Below are 17,321 nucleotides of genomic sequence, written 5' to 3' on the forward strand. Positions count from 1 at the left end.
TCCCTTCCTTACAATCCGATCATTATTCAAAGTGCACTATAACAGATCCAATCGGGCCGAAGTCCGCCTCAATTGTATCCCCCGCTTCAACAACAACCGCTCCAGATAAAGCCCCAGGTAAAATCAATTCGTCTTTCTTCAATGTAATACCAAATGCATGCAACTTATTTGCAAGCCAAGCAACAGCGTGTGCTGGATGTCCAAGTGCTGCAGCTCCTGCACCTGTTGCAATTAATTCTTCATTTTTGTAGAGGCTCATACAATTAGTACGTAAATCTAACGTTTCCAATGTAGTTTGCTTTTCGCCAATTACAACTTTAGCACTCGAACCATTATCCGCGACTGTATCGATTAGTTTAATTTTCCAATCTGACACACGGCTATCGATAACTTCAATGGTAGGCACAACATACTTTGTTGCCATCATCACATCTAAATACGTTACATTCGGTCCTACCAAATCTTCGGACAATACAAACCCGATTTCAGCCTCCACTTTCGGTGCCAGCATTGAATTCACTTTAATGGTAGCTTCATTTCCTAATTCCATATCATCATATAAATGTCCATAGTCTGGCTCATCTACATTTAACATTTTCTGCATCGCTACACTAGTTAGTCCAACTTTCTTGCCAATGACAGTTCTTCCATCTGCCAATTTACGTTTCACCATTTCTAGCTGAATATTATAAGCATCTTCTACTGTCAATGAACTATCTCTATCCGTCAAAGGTGCAATACCTTTGCAAGTTTTCTCAGCTTCCAATAATTCTGATGCATAATTTTCAATTTTAGTAGACACGATATTCCATCCTCCTGCGTGAAAACAACAAAAGGCGGGCACAATGCCACCTTTCGCTGTCCAGTTTATTTTTTAATTGTAATAGTCTTTGCTTCCGTATAGAAATCAAAGCTATGACGACCGCCTTCTCTTCCTATTCCGCTAGCTTTCGCTCCACCGAATGGCGTACGCAAATCGCGTACGTACCAGCAGTTCACCCATAGTAAACCAGCATGTACTTGAGAAGTAACTCGTTGGCCGCGTCGTAGATCATTTGTCCAGACAACACCAGCCAATCCATAAATAGAATCATTAGCGATATCAATTGCTTCTTCTTCAGTCTTAAACGGAATAATGACAGGGACTGGTCCGAATATTTCTTCCTGTGCCACACGCATTTTGTTATTCACATCATATAAGACAGTAGGTTCATAGAAGTTTCCTTCAGGTAGGCTTTCTACTTTTTTGCCACCATAAGCAAGTTTTGCACCTTCAGCAAGCCCTATCCCAACGTAGTCTGCAACTTCATTCAAATGACTCTCTGACACTAATGCACCCATATCTGTGGCTTCTTCTGTGGGATCACCCACTTTAATATTTTTCACTGCAGCTACGAATTTCTCAAGGAATTCTTCATAAATGCCTTCCTGAACAAGTATTCTTGAACCCGCAAGACATATTTCCCCTTGATTACGGAAGATGGCTTCGATTGATCCTTCTACCGCTTCATCCAAATCTGCATCTTCAAATACAATATTTGCTGACTTTCCACCTAATTCAAGCGATACAGGCGTTAAGTTTTCCGCTGCATTACGCATGACTGTTTTTCCAGTTTCAGATTCCCCTACAAATGAAATACGCTGAACAAATGGATGCTTTGCCATTACAGTTCCTACTGTACTTCCGGGACCTGTTATAATATTTAAAACACCTGGCGGTAGACCCGCTTCATTTGCAATTTCCCCCAGCAATACTGCACTTAATGGTGTATCTGAAGCAGGTTTAATTACTACGGTATTTCCTGCAGCCAATGCAGCTGATGCTTTCCATGTCATTTGCATGAACGGGAGGTTCCAAGGGATAATCAGACTAGTTACACCGGCTGGCGCATATTGAACATAGGACATGTGATTAGCCATATCGTAATGTTCGTGCACCATATACTTTGCCATTTCAGCAAAGAAACGGAAGTTTGATGCAGCGCGAGGAATATCAAATTCACGGCTTTCACGAATAGGTTTTCCAACGTCCAACGTTTCAACATAAGCAAGTTGGTCCACTTTTTCTAAAATCAAATCAGCCATACGACATAAAATTGCTGAGCGTTCCTCAACAGGCATTTTACTCCAGACTCCGCTGGTAAATGCTTTGTGTGCGGCTTCAATTGCACGGTTTGCGTCTTCTTCTCCACCTTTAGCCACTGTAGCAAGTTTTTGGTTAGTCGCAGGATTTATCGTATCAAATGTTTCCCCTGAAATCGCATCTACATATTTCCCATCAATAAATAGTTTTGCGTCTTGAACAGTTGTATTGTCCGCTACTAATTCTTTAGCCACGATATTCCTCCTAGTCTTCGATCTCGATGATCATCTCAATTTCAATTGCTGTATTGTTAGGGAGTTGCGACATTCCAACTGCCGATCTTCCATGTTTTCCTTTTTCTCCAAATACCTTGCCGATTAAATCAGATGCACCATTCATAACTTTAGGCTGATCCGTGAAATCTTCTGTACTATTTACCATACCAAGTACTTTTACGAATTGCTTCACCTTGCTGAGCTCACCTATTTCTTCTTTCACTACACTCAATAAGTTCAGCATAGATTGCTGTGCTGCCAAATAGCCTTGTTCCACAGTCAAATCTCTTCCAAGTTTGCCATGGTACTCATCAACGCCTTGGCCCGCAGTGAACAATAAATTTCCTGTCCGAACACATCGAACATAATCTCCAAGTGATGGACGTAAAGCAGGCAATTCCAACCCTAATTCTTTCAGCTTTTCTTCAGGAGTCATTTTTTCATCTCTTCCTTTACTGATATGTTTAAGAATTCCAGCGCATTTCCTCCCAGGATAGCCTGTCTTTGTTCATCAGTTAAGTTCACCGTGTCATCGATTACTTTCCCCGGTGGAATTTCACGTAATAAGAATGGATAGTCAGAACCCATTACGATCTTCTCATGACCAAAACGATCAATCATAAAGTTGAGATTTAAGGGATCGTAATTTAATGAATCGAAATAAAAGTTTTTTGCATAATAGCTTGGCATTTCTTTTGTCTGTCTCAAATGGGGCCAAACTTTCCAACCTTGATCTAAACGTGGCAAGATGTATGGGAATGAGCCCCCACCGTGCGCAAAGCATACTTTTAGTTTCGGGAACTTTTCTATTACACCACCGTTTATAAGACTTGCCGCAGCTAAAGCTGTCTCGCTTGGCATACCTACTGTGTACATGAAGTTGTGACGAGGCATTCTGTCTTTACCAAGTGTTTCCCAAGGATGCACGAATAGGGGTACTTCCCACTTCTCAGCCATTTCAAAGAACTTAGTGAAATCAGGATCATCCAGATTCTTGCCATTAATATTCGTTCCAATTTCAATTCCTTTAAGCCCAAGTTCCTTGACGCATCGCTCCATTTCACGGATTGATACTTCAACGTCTTGTAAAGGAACAGTTCCTAGACCAATAAATCGCGTTGGGTATTGCTTTACAGTATCTGCAATAAAATCATTTTGGATTTTGGACATTTCTTCTGCTTGTTTACCGTCTGCCCAATATGAAAACGTCACAGGAATTGGTGAGAGTACCTGAATGTCCACACCTTCCGCATCCATATCTTTAATTCGCTTTTCAGGGCTCCAAACTTGGTCTGTCACTTCGCGAAAAACATTTCCTTCAACCATAATATTTGCACCGCATGAACACGTTTTTTCTAAAGTCGGCCAGCGTCCGCCACCGAACTTTTCCACAAAGTCAGGGATGTTTTCAGGAATAATATGTGTATGGAAGTCTATTCTCATTTCCATAACCCTACTTCTTCCGACATCACGTGACCGCAGTTATCACATGTGCGCAATTCCTCACTGCTATTAAACTCTTCAATTGCACCTTTGACTTGTGTTTCGATATTTGTTAATTGCACAGTCTTTTTATGCATTTGCTGATCGCAATTTTCACAGAACCAAACGAAGTCTTCTAGTTCACCTTGATCGCGCTTACGCTCAATTACAAGTCCATACGTATCAGCAATACGATGTGGAGAGTGTGGCATCATAGCTGGAAGCATAAACACTTCTCCTTCTTTCACTTCCACGACTTCACGCTTTCCTTCAAAATTGATCACTTCAACAAAGCAACTACCTTTGATTTGGTAGAAAAATTCTTCAGAAGGATCCACGTGAAAATCACGTCTTCTATTAGGTCCACCTAAAATCATACAAATAAATTCTGAGTCTTCCCATAAAACCTTGTTGTTGACAGGTGGCTTTAACTCACTTTTATTTTCCTCGATCCACTGTAGCAGGTTGAACGCCTTTAAAGTTTTAATTGTTGAAGTTGTCATTTGAAACCCTCCATTATGTTTTTATTTATTAATAGATACTTTACAGAACTGAGTAGTATTGCATACCAGAATCATACTGGCTCTCATACCAACTTTTCTCTACTATCAGTATAAATGAAAACGCATACATTTCTCCATCTCACTATTTCATCATGTGAAATAGTGAGAATATTTTATCAGATATAACTAGATTAGAAATTTATCGTATTTATCAAGAAAATATACTTAGTTTTACATTCATGTCACTGCATAAAACTCTGCCGGAATAGATCCAAACACCCTGCGATGGTAAAGCATAGGATCCTTCGAGCTGTCGACCTTCAAGTCCACTACTTCGCCAATCAGAATCGTATGATCTCCTGCTTCAATTGCTTTGAAAGTTTTACATTCAAATACACCGAATGCACCTTCAATAATAGGCAAGTTGTTTTCCGACTGATGCCAATTACATGTACCAAAACGATCTTCATGTTTGCTAGCAAATGTTTTGCAAAGTTCGGATTGTTCACCTGCTAACACATGGACAGCAAATTTTCCTCCCTCAGTAAATTCCTTTAGGGATGATACTCTATGATCAATAGACCATAGTAACATCAGTGGATCTAACGAAACAGAAGCGAAGGAATTCACTGTCAAGCCTACTGGTATTCCTTCACCTGTAGTTGTTGTAATGATTGTTACACCTGTTGGATAATTACCCATAATATCTTTGAATACTTGTTGTTTTTCTTCTTTATTCATCGCCATCTCTCCTTAAAAGATATTTTCTGTATTAGAACTAGTCAATTTAGATAAAAAAGCATTATCGAAGTAAAATCCACTTACCTGACAATGCTTTTTTACTTATTTCATGATTAGTGTGCTACAGTGTCTTTCGCCATTTCCAACGAATCTTTTAATGCTTTGTCTACCATTTCATAGGATGGATTATTACGCTTATGTGTGTTGTAGAACATACCCAACTTACGAACTGGGTCGCCAGAATAGTATCGCTCATATTGTACGAGGCGCTGACCGAATGCTTCTCCGCATAAATCCCATGCCAGCTTGAACAAGCGTACGCGTTGTTCTGCTGTAACACCTGAACGTCCACCATAGTGTTTTTCCATGTCTTCTGCAGTTTCAGGATTTGAGAAGTCTGCCCCTGTCGGAGACATCAACAATCCACCTGCTCCAATTGTTTGTAAAATTTCCATTGCCCGAGGATATAGTGTTGGTAAGATTCCACGAATAGTCTCTAAAGGAACAATAGCCGGAAGTGCTTCTCCGTGAGGCGTTACAATAAACTCTTGCTCAGCCACACGTACTAGTGCACGTATTGTTTCAACTCCTTGAATCAACTCAGATAATTGATTTTGCACATTGAGGAATCCATCGACCCCTATTGCATCTGCAACTGCACAAGTGACTTCTGTAGCAAATGAAATCTTCGTCAGTCCACGAACTGCTGACTGATGTGAAGGCTGTAAGTTGATACCTGTTTTAGGATACAATAAGTTTCCAGCTTCCACGTTTTGATTGATGAACACGCGATCCCAAGGCACAAGCACATCATGGAACACAAGCACTGCATCCATTTCTTCAAACCGGCTTGCAAGTGGATGATCCCAAGTAGAACGTTCACCATTTTGTGTTTCTTCACGGCAATACATGCGGAGTCCTGGAGTGTCGATTGGAACAGCAAATGAAATTGCATACTTTTCATCACCTGGTTTGAAACTAGGGTACGAATAGATAATGACTTCATCTGTTACAGGTGCAAGGGTAGCCAACATTTTAGATCCACGAACAATCAAACCTTCATCCGTTTCACGCACAACTCCTAGATGTGTAAATTCATCTTCCTGCTCGTTCGATGCTTTACTGCGATCATTCTGTGGATTGATAATTGCATGTGTAAGGAACAAATCATTGTCGCGAATATAATTATAGTAATTTATAATATTATCGCCCCAACGCTCTCCGTATTGTCTAAAGAACCAATCATTGGACGCCATCGCGGTAACTACTGTTGCTAGGAAATCTGGTGTACGTCCCATTAAACCGAAAGTTGCCTCTGCCCAGACTTCGAACACGCGTCTACGAGCTTGTAAATCTTCGCCGTTTCGCGGAATTAGAAATGCGTTATTCACTCTCTCGCCAGTTTCCTCACACACATGTGTAATATCTTCTTGATACTTTGGATCATGTTGCATATCATATAGTCTTGCCATTTCTTTAATAGGTTGTTTGAATACGGGCTCATCCGCCAGATTGGTAATACGGCGACCCCCTAAATATACTTCTGGTTGACGTGATCTAACTGCTTCGATGTAATCTGCACCTGTTCTAATTCCCATTGTGTATTCCTCCTATATATTGATAGTATGCTGATAGTCTTTTGCATTTATAAGTGAAAGCTGCAAGAGTATGATTTGTAAGCCCTTTCATTTGAACTTTTAAAAAAAGTCTTTCTACTACTGAAAGACAACTTCTCTTCTCTAAATGCTTTCACCACAATTAACTTACTTGTAATATACCTAATCTGAAAAGTTGTCACAATGTTCATATTTCACAGTGTGAAATAGTAAGAATATTTCACAAAAAAATTTAATTGAATAATATATAGCATTTCACGTTTCACTCCACCAATTTTTAACAAAACAAAAACTGTAGATAGACTCCAAGACCTTGGGGTTTAACTACAGTTTTTTATCCTTTAATTCTTATATAAACTAGGGATCCATAACGCAGCATCTTCCCAATACGTAAGGATGAGCAACACGATAATTGCCATGGCCAAGAAGGGCATAATGGCTTTGATGAGATCTTCAAATTTCACCTTAGCAATAGACGATACAATAAATAATCCCGTACCTACTGGCGGTGTTAGAAGACCAATCGTTAAGTTAATACATACAATAACACCAAAATGTACAGGGTCAATCTGATATGTAGCAAGCAATGGAAGCATAACAGGAATTAGAATAATTAACGCTGCAATTCCATCCAATACAGTACCAATTAATAGTAAGAAGATATTAACTAACAGTAAGAAGATCAATGGATTATCAGACAAAGAAAGCATCGAATCAGCTACTAATTGAGGTATTTGCTCATATGCAATAATAAAACCAAATAAATTTGCCATGACAATCAAGAATGAAATGGTTGCTGTGTTCACAACTGTATTCACTAGTATTTCAGGCATATCTTTCATTTTCAACTCCCGATATGCTAAACCAATTACAAATGCAATTACACAAGCAATAGCCGCAGACTCGGTTGGCGTAAACACCCCGCCAAGTATTCCGAAGATAATAGTAAAAGGTATCAACATTGCAGGTAGTACACGAAAAAATGATTTTATAATCATTTTGAATGTTGCTTTTTCACTCTTAGGAAACTGTTGTTTTTGATTCATAATTCCAATAACAATAATAAATCCAATACCCAACATAATACCTGGTATTACTCCTGCCATAAATAGATCCGCAATGGATGCGCCTGTTAACGTTCCGTAAATGATAAATAGCATACTAGGCGGAATGACAGGTGCTACAATGGAAGACGCTAATGTAATAGCTGCAGAGAAATCACGGCGATACCCTTCCTTTTCCATCTCGGGAACCATTACTTTACTCATCATCGCGGCCTGTGCATTAGCGGAACCTAATATAGAAGCTAGGAACATATTCGCAATAACCGTAACATATGCCAATCCGCCACGATAATGACCGATTAACACTCTCGCAAACGATACGAGCCGTGTCGTAATTCCCCCACCGTTCATTAACTCTCCTGCTAACATAAACAATGGAATTGCCAAAAGACCAAAGTTATCAATTCCCGAGAACATTTTCTGGGGTGCCGAACTCATTAGTGTTGTTAAGTCCCCGAGAAGCAAATAACAAATAGATGTAATGGCAAGTACCAAAGAAATTGGAATACCAATTACTAAGAATAACAAAAACAACCCTATAACAATGAAAATCATAGCGTTTGTCCCCCTTGCTCTCTTATCTTAAGCAAGTTTACAAGATGGGTTAGTAAATGAATAAATGCGAAACTTAAACCTACTGGAACAGACGCATATGGAATCCACATTGGAATCCGCATAGTAGAGGATGTTAAATTTACAACAGATAAAAGCCAAGGATAGCTCAAGTATAGTAAAATTCCAATAAACACTAAAATAATTATATGAGAGACTATTTCGAAATAGCGTTTCCCTTTGTCTGAAAAACGATCTACTAAAAAGGTAACAGAAGCTTGGGACTTATACTTAAGTCCCAAACTTCCACCGAGAAATGTAATCCATGCCATTATAAAAATACTCGCTTCGCTAGCCCAAAATATTGGTGCACCTAAAAAATATCGAAAGACTACAGCGACTGCGATAATAATTGTCATTGCAGCAATCAAAATCATTGCCATGAACTTTTCTAAAGTTTCTATCCAGCTGCTTAACTTATTCATATTGCATATTCCTCCTATTTACGGAACGTTTCAATGAACTCTTTAATCAATGGATCTTTTGCTTTATACTGCTCATCATATTTCTCTTTGTAAGGATCAAACAAAGATTCGTCCATTTCATATAATTCCATGCCTCTGTCTTTCAATGTATTCATGTACTCTTCTTCTAGAGAAGCACGTTTCATTGTTCCATATTCAGAAGCTGCAGCCATTGCTTCCTCTACAATCTTTTGATCTTCTTCTGGCATTGCATCAAATTTTTCACCGCTTGCAATCATTACTGATGGCCATACCATATGGTTCGTCAAAGCCGCGAAACCTGTTACTTCATTAAAATTAGATGTTACCGCAGCGTCCAAATCCATTTCCATTCCATCAATGACACCTGTTTGTGCTGCTTGATAAACATCTGGTAAAGAAATGGATTCAGGGTTAGCGCCTAGTAAACGATACCAATCTTGTAATGCAGGGCTTGGCGTTACACGTAAAGTCAATCCTTTAATTTCTGCAGGAGTTTCAACTTTCTCTCTGAACATCATCGTACGGTTTCCGGAGAAGAAATAGTTCTTCGCACGTAACCCTTGATCATCTAGCGTAGCAAGAATTTTCTTTGCTACATCTGTATCTTTTGCTTCGAATGCAGATTCATATGAATCAAATAGATATGGGGCAAACCAAGCACTAAAAGCGTCTGACCTTGAAGTTAGAAACGCAGTTGTAATAAATCCAAAATCTAATGAGCCTGTCTCAAGCTGTTGAACCATATCAGGCTCTCCTCCAAGCTGTCCGCCCGGATATAATTCCATTTTCATTCGACCATCTGAACGCTCTTCAAGTTCTTCAGCAAATTTCGTTGCCGTTTCATTCCAAATATGATCAGGTGGAGCAATATGAGCTAGTTTGAAGTTATATGTTTGACCTGCATCTCCAGAACTTCCTGCCTTGTCAGTATCTTTCGCTTTTGCCTCATCGCTATCATCCCCACACGCACTCAGAAATAGTGCAGCTACAATTGTCATGATAAATAAATATAACCCACGTTTTTTTGTCATGAATAGTCTCCCCTTTTCTTTTCTTGAATTCAATTCTAAATATTCGGTAAATTAACTTTAAAACTGCACTGTAATTCTCTAGTAGATGGGAAATATAATATATTGAGTACTCATCACCCCTTTAAAAGACTATAAATTGTATATCACACTTCGATATAACCCAATTCTTTTGATATAGAATCCGCTGTTTTAATTACACTTTGGATAATTCTCTTCTGATTGTCTCCTTGCATATAAGTTGCCGGTCCCACTAAGTTTACTGCTGCAATTGTTTTACCTGAATACGACAAAATTGGTGCGGCAATTGCATAAGTACTGGTCGAGTTTTCATTATTACTAATAGAATATCCGATGTCGCGAACTCTTTTTAAATCTTCTTTTAACTTATCAATATCTGTAATCGTATTAGGCGCTTGTAACGATAGCCCCCGTTCGATTGTTTCTTTAAGATAGGCATTGTTATAAGCTAACAATACTTTCCCGGTACTCGTAGCATAAGCAGGCTTTCGTGATCCGATGTGTGTGTGAATTGGAGAGGCTTCCTGAGAGGATACTTTAAGAACAAAGACCACTTCACCTTTGTCAAACATGGCGATATGGGCAGTTCCTACAAATCTACTTATTAAGTCTTTTACAAGTGGTATGGCTCTGTCATAAATATCTTGCTGAAACATGACATTATTATTCCATTCTAGTAATTTCCAGCCCAAACGATAACGTCTATTTGAATCTCTCATCAATACACCTTCATTACACAATGTACTAACCAAATGATGTGCCGTACTTGGACTGATCCCAAGTTTACCGGCTATTTCTGCATTGCCTAATATCGGTTCCTCATTAGAAAAACAACTAATAATAGAACATGCCTTTTTAACAGACTCGATCACTTGAATTTCTCCTCCCTAGCTTAATGTAGGTACACTTACTGTTCTTCACTTGTAACCGCTTTCAAGATATAGCGGAAAAGTTCTCGGAATTTTCTACCGAAAACGTTCTTCTGCACTTTTATGTTATGAACGATATAAACTTATCTGAAGGTTACTCGTATATCAGGTTACTCGTATATCGTTTAGTAGTAATTTAAATTATACGAATGCTAGAATGACATAACAAGCTTTAAATTTCACATTATGAAACTTACACCAACAATTCAACTAATTTTCAGATTTTTTACATACGACTTTCATACATTAATGAATGAATAAAACAATCATAAAATTCGATATCACAAAAATATAACTCGATGTGGAAGAGAATCGAGTTATATCTAAAGTTGCTTGTTTTTGTTTATTCAAGCTTTTCATCATTCTCGTACTGAGTGATTATACGCTTACCAATTGTGCGTTTCCAAATGAAATAACAAATCGTAATGAAGAGCAGCCATGGGAATCCTAAAAGAAGTGTAGCTCTAAAATCTGGAGAGAACCAGGTTGATAGTACGACACTTGCTAATAATAATGCCCCAAATATAGTGAGGTATGGGTAACCAATCATTCGAACGGGTAATTTTCTTCCACTCGTTTCATTCCACTTCTTTCGGAAGAATAAATGCGTGATAAATATCATAAACCATGCAAACATCGCGCCAAAGCTAGATAATGAAATCATCATTGTGAATGCAGTATCAGGCTTTACAATGGTAAAGACTGTTGCGAATACAATGCCGATCACAGATGCAAATAAAGCGATAGAGGGCACTGATTTTTTGTTTAATCTTCCTAGGATTTTTGGTGCATAACCACCTCTTGATAATGAAAACATCATACGGGTCGAAATATATAATTGACTATTCATAGCTGATAAAGCAGCAATCAATACGACGAAGTTCATAATTGCAGCTGCCCCTGGTATATCGACAATCTGCATTACCTTAACAAATGGGCTTATATCAGCACCTGCCATAGTCCAAGGTACAATCATCAACATTAGTGATAATGTTATCAAGTAAAATACTATTAAACGAACAACTGCTGAACGCAATGCAATTGGAACGGCTTTCTCAGGATCCTTCGCTTCCCCTGCGCTGACTGCAATCATTTCAATACTTAAATAACTAAATAATGATATGAAAACGGCAATCCACATTCCATAAAAACCATTTGGGAAAAATCCACCATTTTCAGTATAGTTCTGAATTCCAATAGAGGAAGTAGCGTCGGCTCCCACAATAACATATGTTGCCAGTATAATGAATCCAGTAATTGCCACTACCTTTATTAAAGAGAACCAATATTCCACAGCACCAAATACCTTAACAGCTGTCATATTTACATACATTAATAATGCTGCAAATAAGACAATCCAAACGATAGCAGGTACTGTTGGAAACCAATACTTCATATAGATCGCTACTGCCGTGACTTCTGTTCCAATCGCACATACTAAACTGAACCAATAGGAATAACGTACAGAAAAGCCAGCCCATGGATTGATATACTTTTCAGCATAAGCACCGAATGAACCAGTTACAGGATGAGCCACTGTCATCTCAGAAAGACAACCCATCAGTAATAATGCTATCAAAGCACCAATCGCGTAACTCACGATTACACTTGGACCTGCAAGACCGATTGCCAAACCACTTCCAAGAAATAATCCTGTACCAATAGCTCCTCCAATCGCGATCATCGTCAGTTGCCTTGTTGTCAGACTTTGGCTAAGACCTTTCTCTCTTTCAATTATGTCTTGAAAACTTGTATCCTTCTTCCCCATTACCCCACCCCCTTGAATTTTATGACACCACGTTGCGCTCTTTCCCATACTGTTCATATTGCTTTTCAATGACAATACGTTTTAAAATTTGCACTGTAGTGAAGACTTCCTCATAAGATGTGTAAAAAGCAATAGGTGCTAGTCGTATAATATTTGGTGGGCGGTTATCAGGTATAATATTTTCGGCAACCAATGCCTTGCATATCCGCACGGCCTCATCATGCTCTAGACAAACATGTCCACCTCGACGTTCATCCTCCATTGGATTACCAATGGAATAACCTAATCCGTCTAACTCTTGTTCGATTAACTGAAGCATGAAGCGAGTGATGTGAAGTGATTTCTGGCGTACCCTTTCAATTTCCGCTTCAGCAAAGAGCTCTAATGATGCAATGATAGGTGCTAAACTCAGTACATGTGATGTCCCAACTTGGAAAGCTCCTGCTGACTCCTCAACATCCAAGGTGTGACTCATATCAAACTGCTTATCCTTTTTAGAGCTATACCAGCCCGCAAGACCTGGTGTAATACCGAAGTGCTTTTTATTAACATAAAGTCCCGCAACAGATCCAGGTCCACCATTTAAATACTTATAATTACACCAAACAGCAAAATCTACTTCCCATTCGCTAAATCGATGGGGTACTGCACCAATAGAATGACACGCATCAAAACCAATAGGAATTCCGCGTTTATGTGCTTCTTTAGTCAAACGTTCAATATCCAATAGCTGTCCGCTTCGGTATAGTACTGTAGGCAAGAAAATTAAAGCGATATCATCGGTCATGGCAGCAATAATGTCATCTTCTTCTATCATGCGTCCATCACGACTTTTCACTTGAATCAAATGTTCATCGGGATCGTACCCTTGTAGTTTAATTTGGCTTTGAAGCGCATAAATATCTGAGGGGAATGTCAGTTCATCAGCTAATATTTTCGTCTTTTTACCATTCGGTTTATAAAAAGTAGAAACTACCTGATGGATATTACTAGTTGTTGATCCGCAAATTGATACTTCTTCACTTTCAGCTCCAATAAGCGGTGCACACATAGCACTTAATTTCTCCGGTAAGTAAAACCAAGGGTATTTTCCGTTTGTCCAACCTTGAATCGCTAATTGCTTCCAAGAATCCATAAGTTCATCTACTTTCACTTCAGCTTGTTTTGACATAAGCCCTAGTGAATTACCGTCCATATAAATTTTCCCTGGCTGAAGAAAAAACTCATTACGGTACGGTTGAAACTCATCCTTTGAATCGTATTCCTTCGCTTCTTTAATTGTAATTAACTTTTCCACATTCATTATGTAAGCGCCTCCAATAAACTGAATTTACTCAATAATAATAGCAAGTTGACATGGTGTCAATATCTTTTTATGCAAGTTTCAGCAGGTGAAATCCTTGATGCTTCATTGTCTGAACAAAAAATATACGCTACAATAAGTACGATTGAATTGGAAAGGAGGCAATACGATGAAAAAGGAAGAGATAACGGACGGGAGAAATTTGAGATCTATTGCGACTAAAAAACGTTTACTTGAGGCATCTAAAGAGCTCTTCTATGAGAATGGTTTTGAAAAAACAACTATTACACAAATTATTAAGAAGGCGAAGACAGGCTATGGTACAGCATATGTTTACTTTAAAGGAAAAGATGATATATTAATCATGCTCATTGAGGATGTAATGCAGGAGTTTTTGGATATGGCAAGTACTCCATTTGCACCTTCATCAAAGAAAGAAGCCGAAGTCTTGATTCATAAGCAAGTGTTGTTATTTTTGAATATGGCAAATAACAACCACAAAATTATGAAAGTATTCTCCGAAGCTATCGGCTTGTCTTCAGCAGTGAACGCGAAATGGGATGAAATACGCGAAACAAATATTCATTATATTACAAAGGATATTACATATTCACAATCCTGCGGACTAGCGCGCTCGGATCTGCAAGCAAACCTTGTTGCTCGTTTTTGGTTCTTCGCAAATGAGAATTTTCAATGGGAAGTAGTACATAAAACTAATACTGCTTCAATTGAAGAAATCGCAAATACTTTAACTGCAATGTATGTAGATGGTTTATACAACATGTAAAAAAGCAAACTTCCGTCTGGGCAAGTTCGCTTTTTGTATAACTTTTATAATCTATTATTTATGATTGACGTTTTTGCTTAATCTCTTTCATTGTCAACCCGCCTGCTCCCCAATTCGTATCTTGAATTTCTGTCAAGATGACTCGTACTTGTTCAGGACGAACCTCTAGATTCTTGACTGATGCTTCCGTGATATCCTCTATTAACCCTTTAATTTGTTCTTTGCTTCTTCCCTCTAACACTTGAACTTGAATGATTGGCATACCACACCTCTGTTTCATAGCTTTTAACTTCATGCTATATTACTACTACTTCTTTTACAACAACATGTCACTCTTGAGGATATTTTGTTTAAATAGAATCATGTACCAAGCATGAACTAAACATAGTCAAAGTATATGGATTCAAAGTGAACAATTGCATTCTAGAAATTAAAACCTAGATCTTTCTTCATCGTACATTAGAAGCAACAATTCCTAATCGATCACGTTCAATTGCACCCAACTTGTACATATGTTGACGGAAACAAGACATGACAAACGCGTGCATATTGGCTTGTGTTACGTAATAAACAAACCATGGAATGGAAGGGAGATAATCATGGATGGCAATGATTACTTCATTTGATCCCGGAATCTTTCGAAACTCCATTCTGCCACGTTCATTGGAATCAGGATCCATTAATAATCCACCCGTAATATAGTAAAGCGAGCGATCTTTTGTACTACGATCAGCAGAATAACTAAGCTCTAATAGTGTTCGATCGCCTAGAAAACCGATGCGACAGTTTAATTGGTCGTCTACTTCCGTCTTGACCCAAGGATTAAGGAAAGTGGATAGCCACTTGACGTAATAACGTGCAGTCTCATCAGCTGTCCAGCTATGGGGCAACGTGATTCGTTGTACAGATCGTACATCCTGTTTAAGCGGCCCCATTGGTGATTTCTGTTTCGGTGTTTCTTTTTCTTTCGTTTCTGCTTCAAGCGCTTCTCTTGCCGCTTGAATAAATGGAATTTCACCGTCACTAATGCCTTCCATATAATGTTTCGGATTCACAACCATTGGATGTTTCAAGCTTTCCACCAATGGATAGACGATTTCTTTCGGTGTTTGTGTCACCAGACGCAACCAAAGCCTTGAAAGACTCAGAGAGAAGAATGGAACATCCAACATTCGTGAAGATTTCCCTGCTACTTCTGCAGTTTTCTCCATCATAACTTTATACGTCATCACCTCGGGACCACCTATATCGATAGATCGTTGCGCAGGTTCAAAGTCTAGTATTAATGAACTTAATGATTTCATCACATCATCCAGTGCGACGGGCTGTGTATCGGAACGTGTCCATTTAGGTAAAATCATTATCGGAAGCCGTCTAACTAGCTTCGACAAAATTGGGAATGAAGAACCTTTTGGGCCGACAATTAGCCCTGCACGTAATGCGGTGACAGGAACAGTATACGATCGTAAAATACGTTCCACTTCCAAACGGCTTTTCAAATGCCTAGATAAATCTTTTTCATCTTCATCTGGAATAATCCCACCCAAATAGACGATCTGCTTAATCCCTTGTTTTTTCGCCGCCTGTGCAAAATTATCTGCCAATATAACATCCATATCTTCAAAAGTTCCTTGAGATAGTTTTGCTGATTTCAGCATAGAATGAACGAGATAAACCGCAACATCAGCACCAGCTAAACTCTTCTCCGCATCTTTCATAGAAAACAGATCACAAGAACGCCACTCTACATCTTCCGTATTCTGCCTCTGATCACCATTACGTGACAGACCAATAACTTTAGCCTTTCCTTTAAGTTTTTTCAATAGATTATTGCCGATATAACCACTTGCGCCAGCTACAGCTACAACCAATTTCTTTTCACCCATACAATCTCACCCTCTCTTGTACGTATACAGTAAAACTACCCATTCTAACAGTTTTATAAGCCTATATATTTAATTAATACTACTTTTGAGCAGTAGTCTTTGCTTTTTTCATTAAAAGTATTTATAATGAAATGAACGATGAAAACTATATTTGTTTTTAAAGTTTTGCTTGATATGTATAAAGATAGGGGTACGATAAATGAAAGCACGTATTATGAAAGCTTTCCTCGAAGAAATTCATGAGAAAAGTATGAAGTTCACAATGGATGATCTAGCGAAAAGACTGGGCATCAGTAAACGAACGTTATACGAAAACTTTTCTTCAAAAACGGAAATTTTAGATGCGATTATTGACTCGACATTACAAGAGTTTGATGAAAAAACCGATATCATCATGAAAGACACTGAACTACAACTTGTAGATAAGATCAAGAAAGTCATAACAGTTATCCCGAAGTATAATGATTTTTATAACTGGCAAATCCTTGATCAGATGAGAAAAACACATCCCGTACAATGGGAACGCGTCCACTCTGCACTTCATGAATGGGATGAACTGCGCGAATTGATTGAACAAGGTATTCATGAAGGTATTATTGCCGATCAAAATATAGAGTTACTAATGAAATTGATTATAGATGCAACGAACTCCACTCTTGATCGAAAGTTCTTCTATGAAAATCGCATGACTGTAACCGAAGCACTGGATTCTATTGTAGATATCCTGTTGTTCGGATTTATTAAGAAAAGTGACGACTAAAAAAACTAATAAAACAC

17 protein-coding genes are annotated in these 17,321 nt (G+C 38.5%); 2 read left to right on the plus strand and 15 right to left on the minus strand.

From position 1 onward, the window contains the following. Window positions 1-22: 22 nt before the first annotated feature. The 13 genes from Q7P97_RS09910 to kynU all read right to left on the minus strand — a co-directional run bounded on the left by Q7P97_RS09910 (window position 23) and on the right by kynU (window position 13,871). Entirely contained in the window at window positions 23-802 is a 780-nt protein-coding gene (locus tag Q7P97_RS09910) for a 2-keto-4-pentenoate hydratase (protein WP_303969033.1), read from the minus strand. A 65-nt stretch (window positions 803-867) separates the two neighbouring features. Then, complete coding sequence (locus Q7P97_RS09915; protein ID WP_303969034.1) at window positions 868-2,337, minus strand: aldehyde dehydrogenase; 1,470 nt, start codon at window positions 2,335-2,337, stop codon at window positions 868-870. A 10-nt stretch (window positions 2,338-2,347) separates the two neighbouring features. Continuing rightward, on the minus strand, window positions 2,348-2,794 hold the full coding sequence (locus Q7P97_RS09920; RefSeq protein ID WP_303969035.1) for a RidA family protein: 447 nt from the start codon (window positions 2,792-2,794) through the stop codon (window positions 2,348-2,350). After that, a complete protein-coding gene (locus Q7P97_RS09925; protein WP_303969111.1) occupies window positions 2,791-3,801 on the minus strand; it encodes an amidohydrolase family protein in 1,011 nt (336 codons plus the stop codon). Before Q7P97_RS09925 ends, Q7P97_RS09920 begins: the two co-directional genes overlap by 4 nt. Next, the gene (locus Q7P97_RS09930; RefSeq protein ID WP_303969036.1) at window positions 3,798-4,343 is read right to left on the minus strand and encodes a 3-hydroxyanthranilate 3,4-dioxygenase; all 546 of its coding nucleotides are present in this window, start codon (window positions 4,341-4,343) and stop codon (window positions 3,798-3,800) included. Before Q7P97_RS09930 ends, Q7P97_RS09925 begins: the two co-directional genes overlap by 4 nt. A gap of 237 nt (window positions 4,344-4,580) precedes the next feature. Then, window positions 4,581-5,084 carry a flavin reductase family protein gene (locus Q7P97_RS09935; RefSeq protein ID WP_303969037.1) on the minus strand — a complete coding sequence of 168 codons (504 nt, stop codon included), beginning with the start codon at window positions 5,082-5,084 and terminating at the stop codon, window positions 4,581-4,583. A 113-nt stretch (window positions 5,085-5,197) separates the two neighbouring features. Beyond that, a complete protein-coding gene (locus tag Q7P97_RS09940; RefSeq protein ID WP_303969038.1) occupies window positions 5,198-6,682 on the minus strand; it encodes a 4-hydroxyphenylacetate 3-hydroxylase family protein in 1,485 nt (494 codons plus the stop codon). Between the two features lie 359 nt (window positions 6,683-7,041). Beyond that, the gene (locus tag Q7P97_RS09945; RefSeq protein ID WP_303969039.1) at window positions 7,042-8,319 is read right to left on the minus strand and encodes a TRAP transporter large permease; all 1,278 of its coding nucleotides are present in this window, start codon (window positions 8,317-8,319) and stop codon (window positions 7,042-7,044) included. Further along, complete coding sequence (locus Q7P97_RS09950) at window positions 8,316-8,801, minus strand: TRAP transporter small permease (protein WP_303969040.1); 486 nt, start codon at window positions 8,799-8,801, stop codon at window positions 8,316-8,318. Before Q7P97_RS09950 ends, Q7P97_RS09945 begins: the two co-directional genes overlap by 4 nt. Window positions 8,802-8,815: 14 nt before the next feature. Then, window positions 8,816-9,853 carry a TRAP transporter substrate-binding protein gene (locus Q7P97_RS09955; protein WP_303969041.1) on the minus strand — a complete coding sequence of 346 codons (1,038 nt, stop codon included), beginning with the start codon at window positions 9,851-9,853 and terminating at the stop codon, window positions 8,816-8,818. Between the two features lie 143 nt (window positions 9,854-9,996). Next, window positions 9,997-10,743, minus strand: a complete 747-nt coding sequence (locus Q7P97_RS09960; RefSeq protein ID WP_303969042.1) for an IclR family transcriptional regulator — start codon at window positions 10,741-10,743, stop codon at window positions 9,997-9,999. A gap of 400 nt (window positions 10,744-11,143) precedes the next feature. Next, complete coding sequence (locus Q7P97_RS09965; RefSeq protein ID WP_303969043.1) at window positions 11,144-12,568, minus strand: amino acid permease; 1,425 nt, start codon at window positions 12,566-12,568, stop codon at window positions 11,144-11,146. A 19-nt stretch (window positions 12,569-12,587) separates the two neighbouring features. Continuing rightward, the gene (gene kynU, locus Q7P97_RS09970) at window positions 12,588-13,871 is read right to left on the minus strand and encodes a kynureninase (protein ID WP_303969044.1); all 1,284 of its coding nucleotides are present in this window, start codon (window positions 13,869-13,871) and stop codon (window positions 12,588-12,590) included. 169 nt (window positions 13,872-14,040) lie between these two features. Here kynU and Q7P97_RS09975 point away from each other — a divergent pair, with 169 nt between their 5' ends. Continuing rightward, entirely contained in the window at window positions 14,041-14,658 is a 618-nt protein-coding gene (locus Q7P97_RS09975; RefSeq protein WP_303969045.1) for a TetR/AcrR family transcriptional regulator, read from the plus strand. A 58-nt stretch (window positions 14,659-14,716) separates the two neighbouring features. Here Q7P97_RS09975 and Q7P97_RS09980 read toward each other — a convergent pair whose 3' ends face one another. Continuing rightward, window positions 14,717-14,953, minus strand: a complete 237-nt coding sequence (locus tag Q7P97_RS09980; RefSeq protein WP_483315751.1) for a tautomerase family protein — start codon at window positions 14,951-14,953, stop codon at window positions 14,717-14,719. Window positions 14,954-15,107: 154 nt separating this feature from the next. Further along, window positions 15,108-16,544 (minus strand): NAD(P)H-binding protein, encoded by a 1,437-nt coding sequence (locus Q7P97_RS09985; protein ID WP_303969046.1) that lies wholly within the window; start codon window positions 16,542-16,544, stop codon window positions 15,108-15,110. 199 nt (window positions 16,545-16,743) lie between these two features. On the opposite strand from Q7P97_RS09985, the gene Q7P97_RS09990 reads away from it, so the two are divergent. Then, a complete protein-coding gene (locus tag Q7P97_RS09990; protein ID WP_303969047.1) occupies window positions 16,744-17,304 on the plus strand; it encodes a TetR/AcrR family transcriptional regulator in 561 nt (186 codons plus the stop codon). Window positions 17,305-17,321 lie beyond the last annotated feature (17 nt).

The sequence above is a fragment of the Sporosarcina ureae genome, from assembly GCF_029267015.1.
Lineage (GTDB): Bacteria > Bacillota > Bacilli > Bacillales_A > Planococcaceae > Sporosarcina > Sporosarcina ureae_D.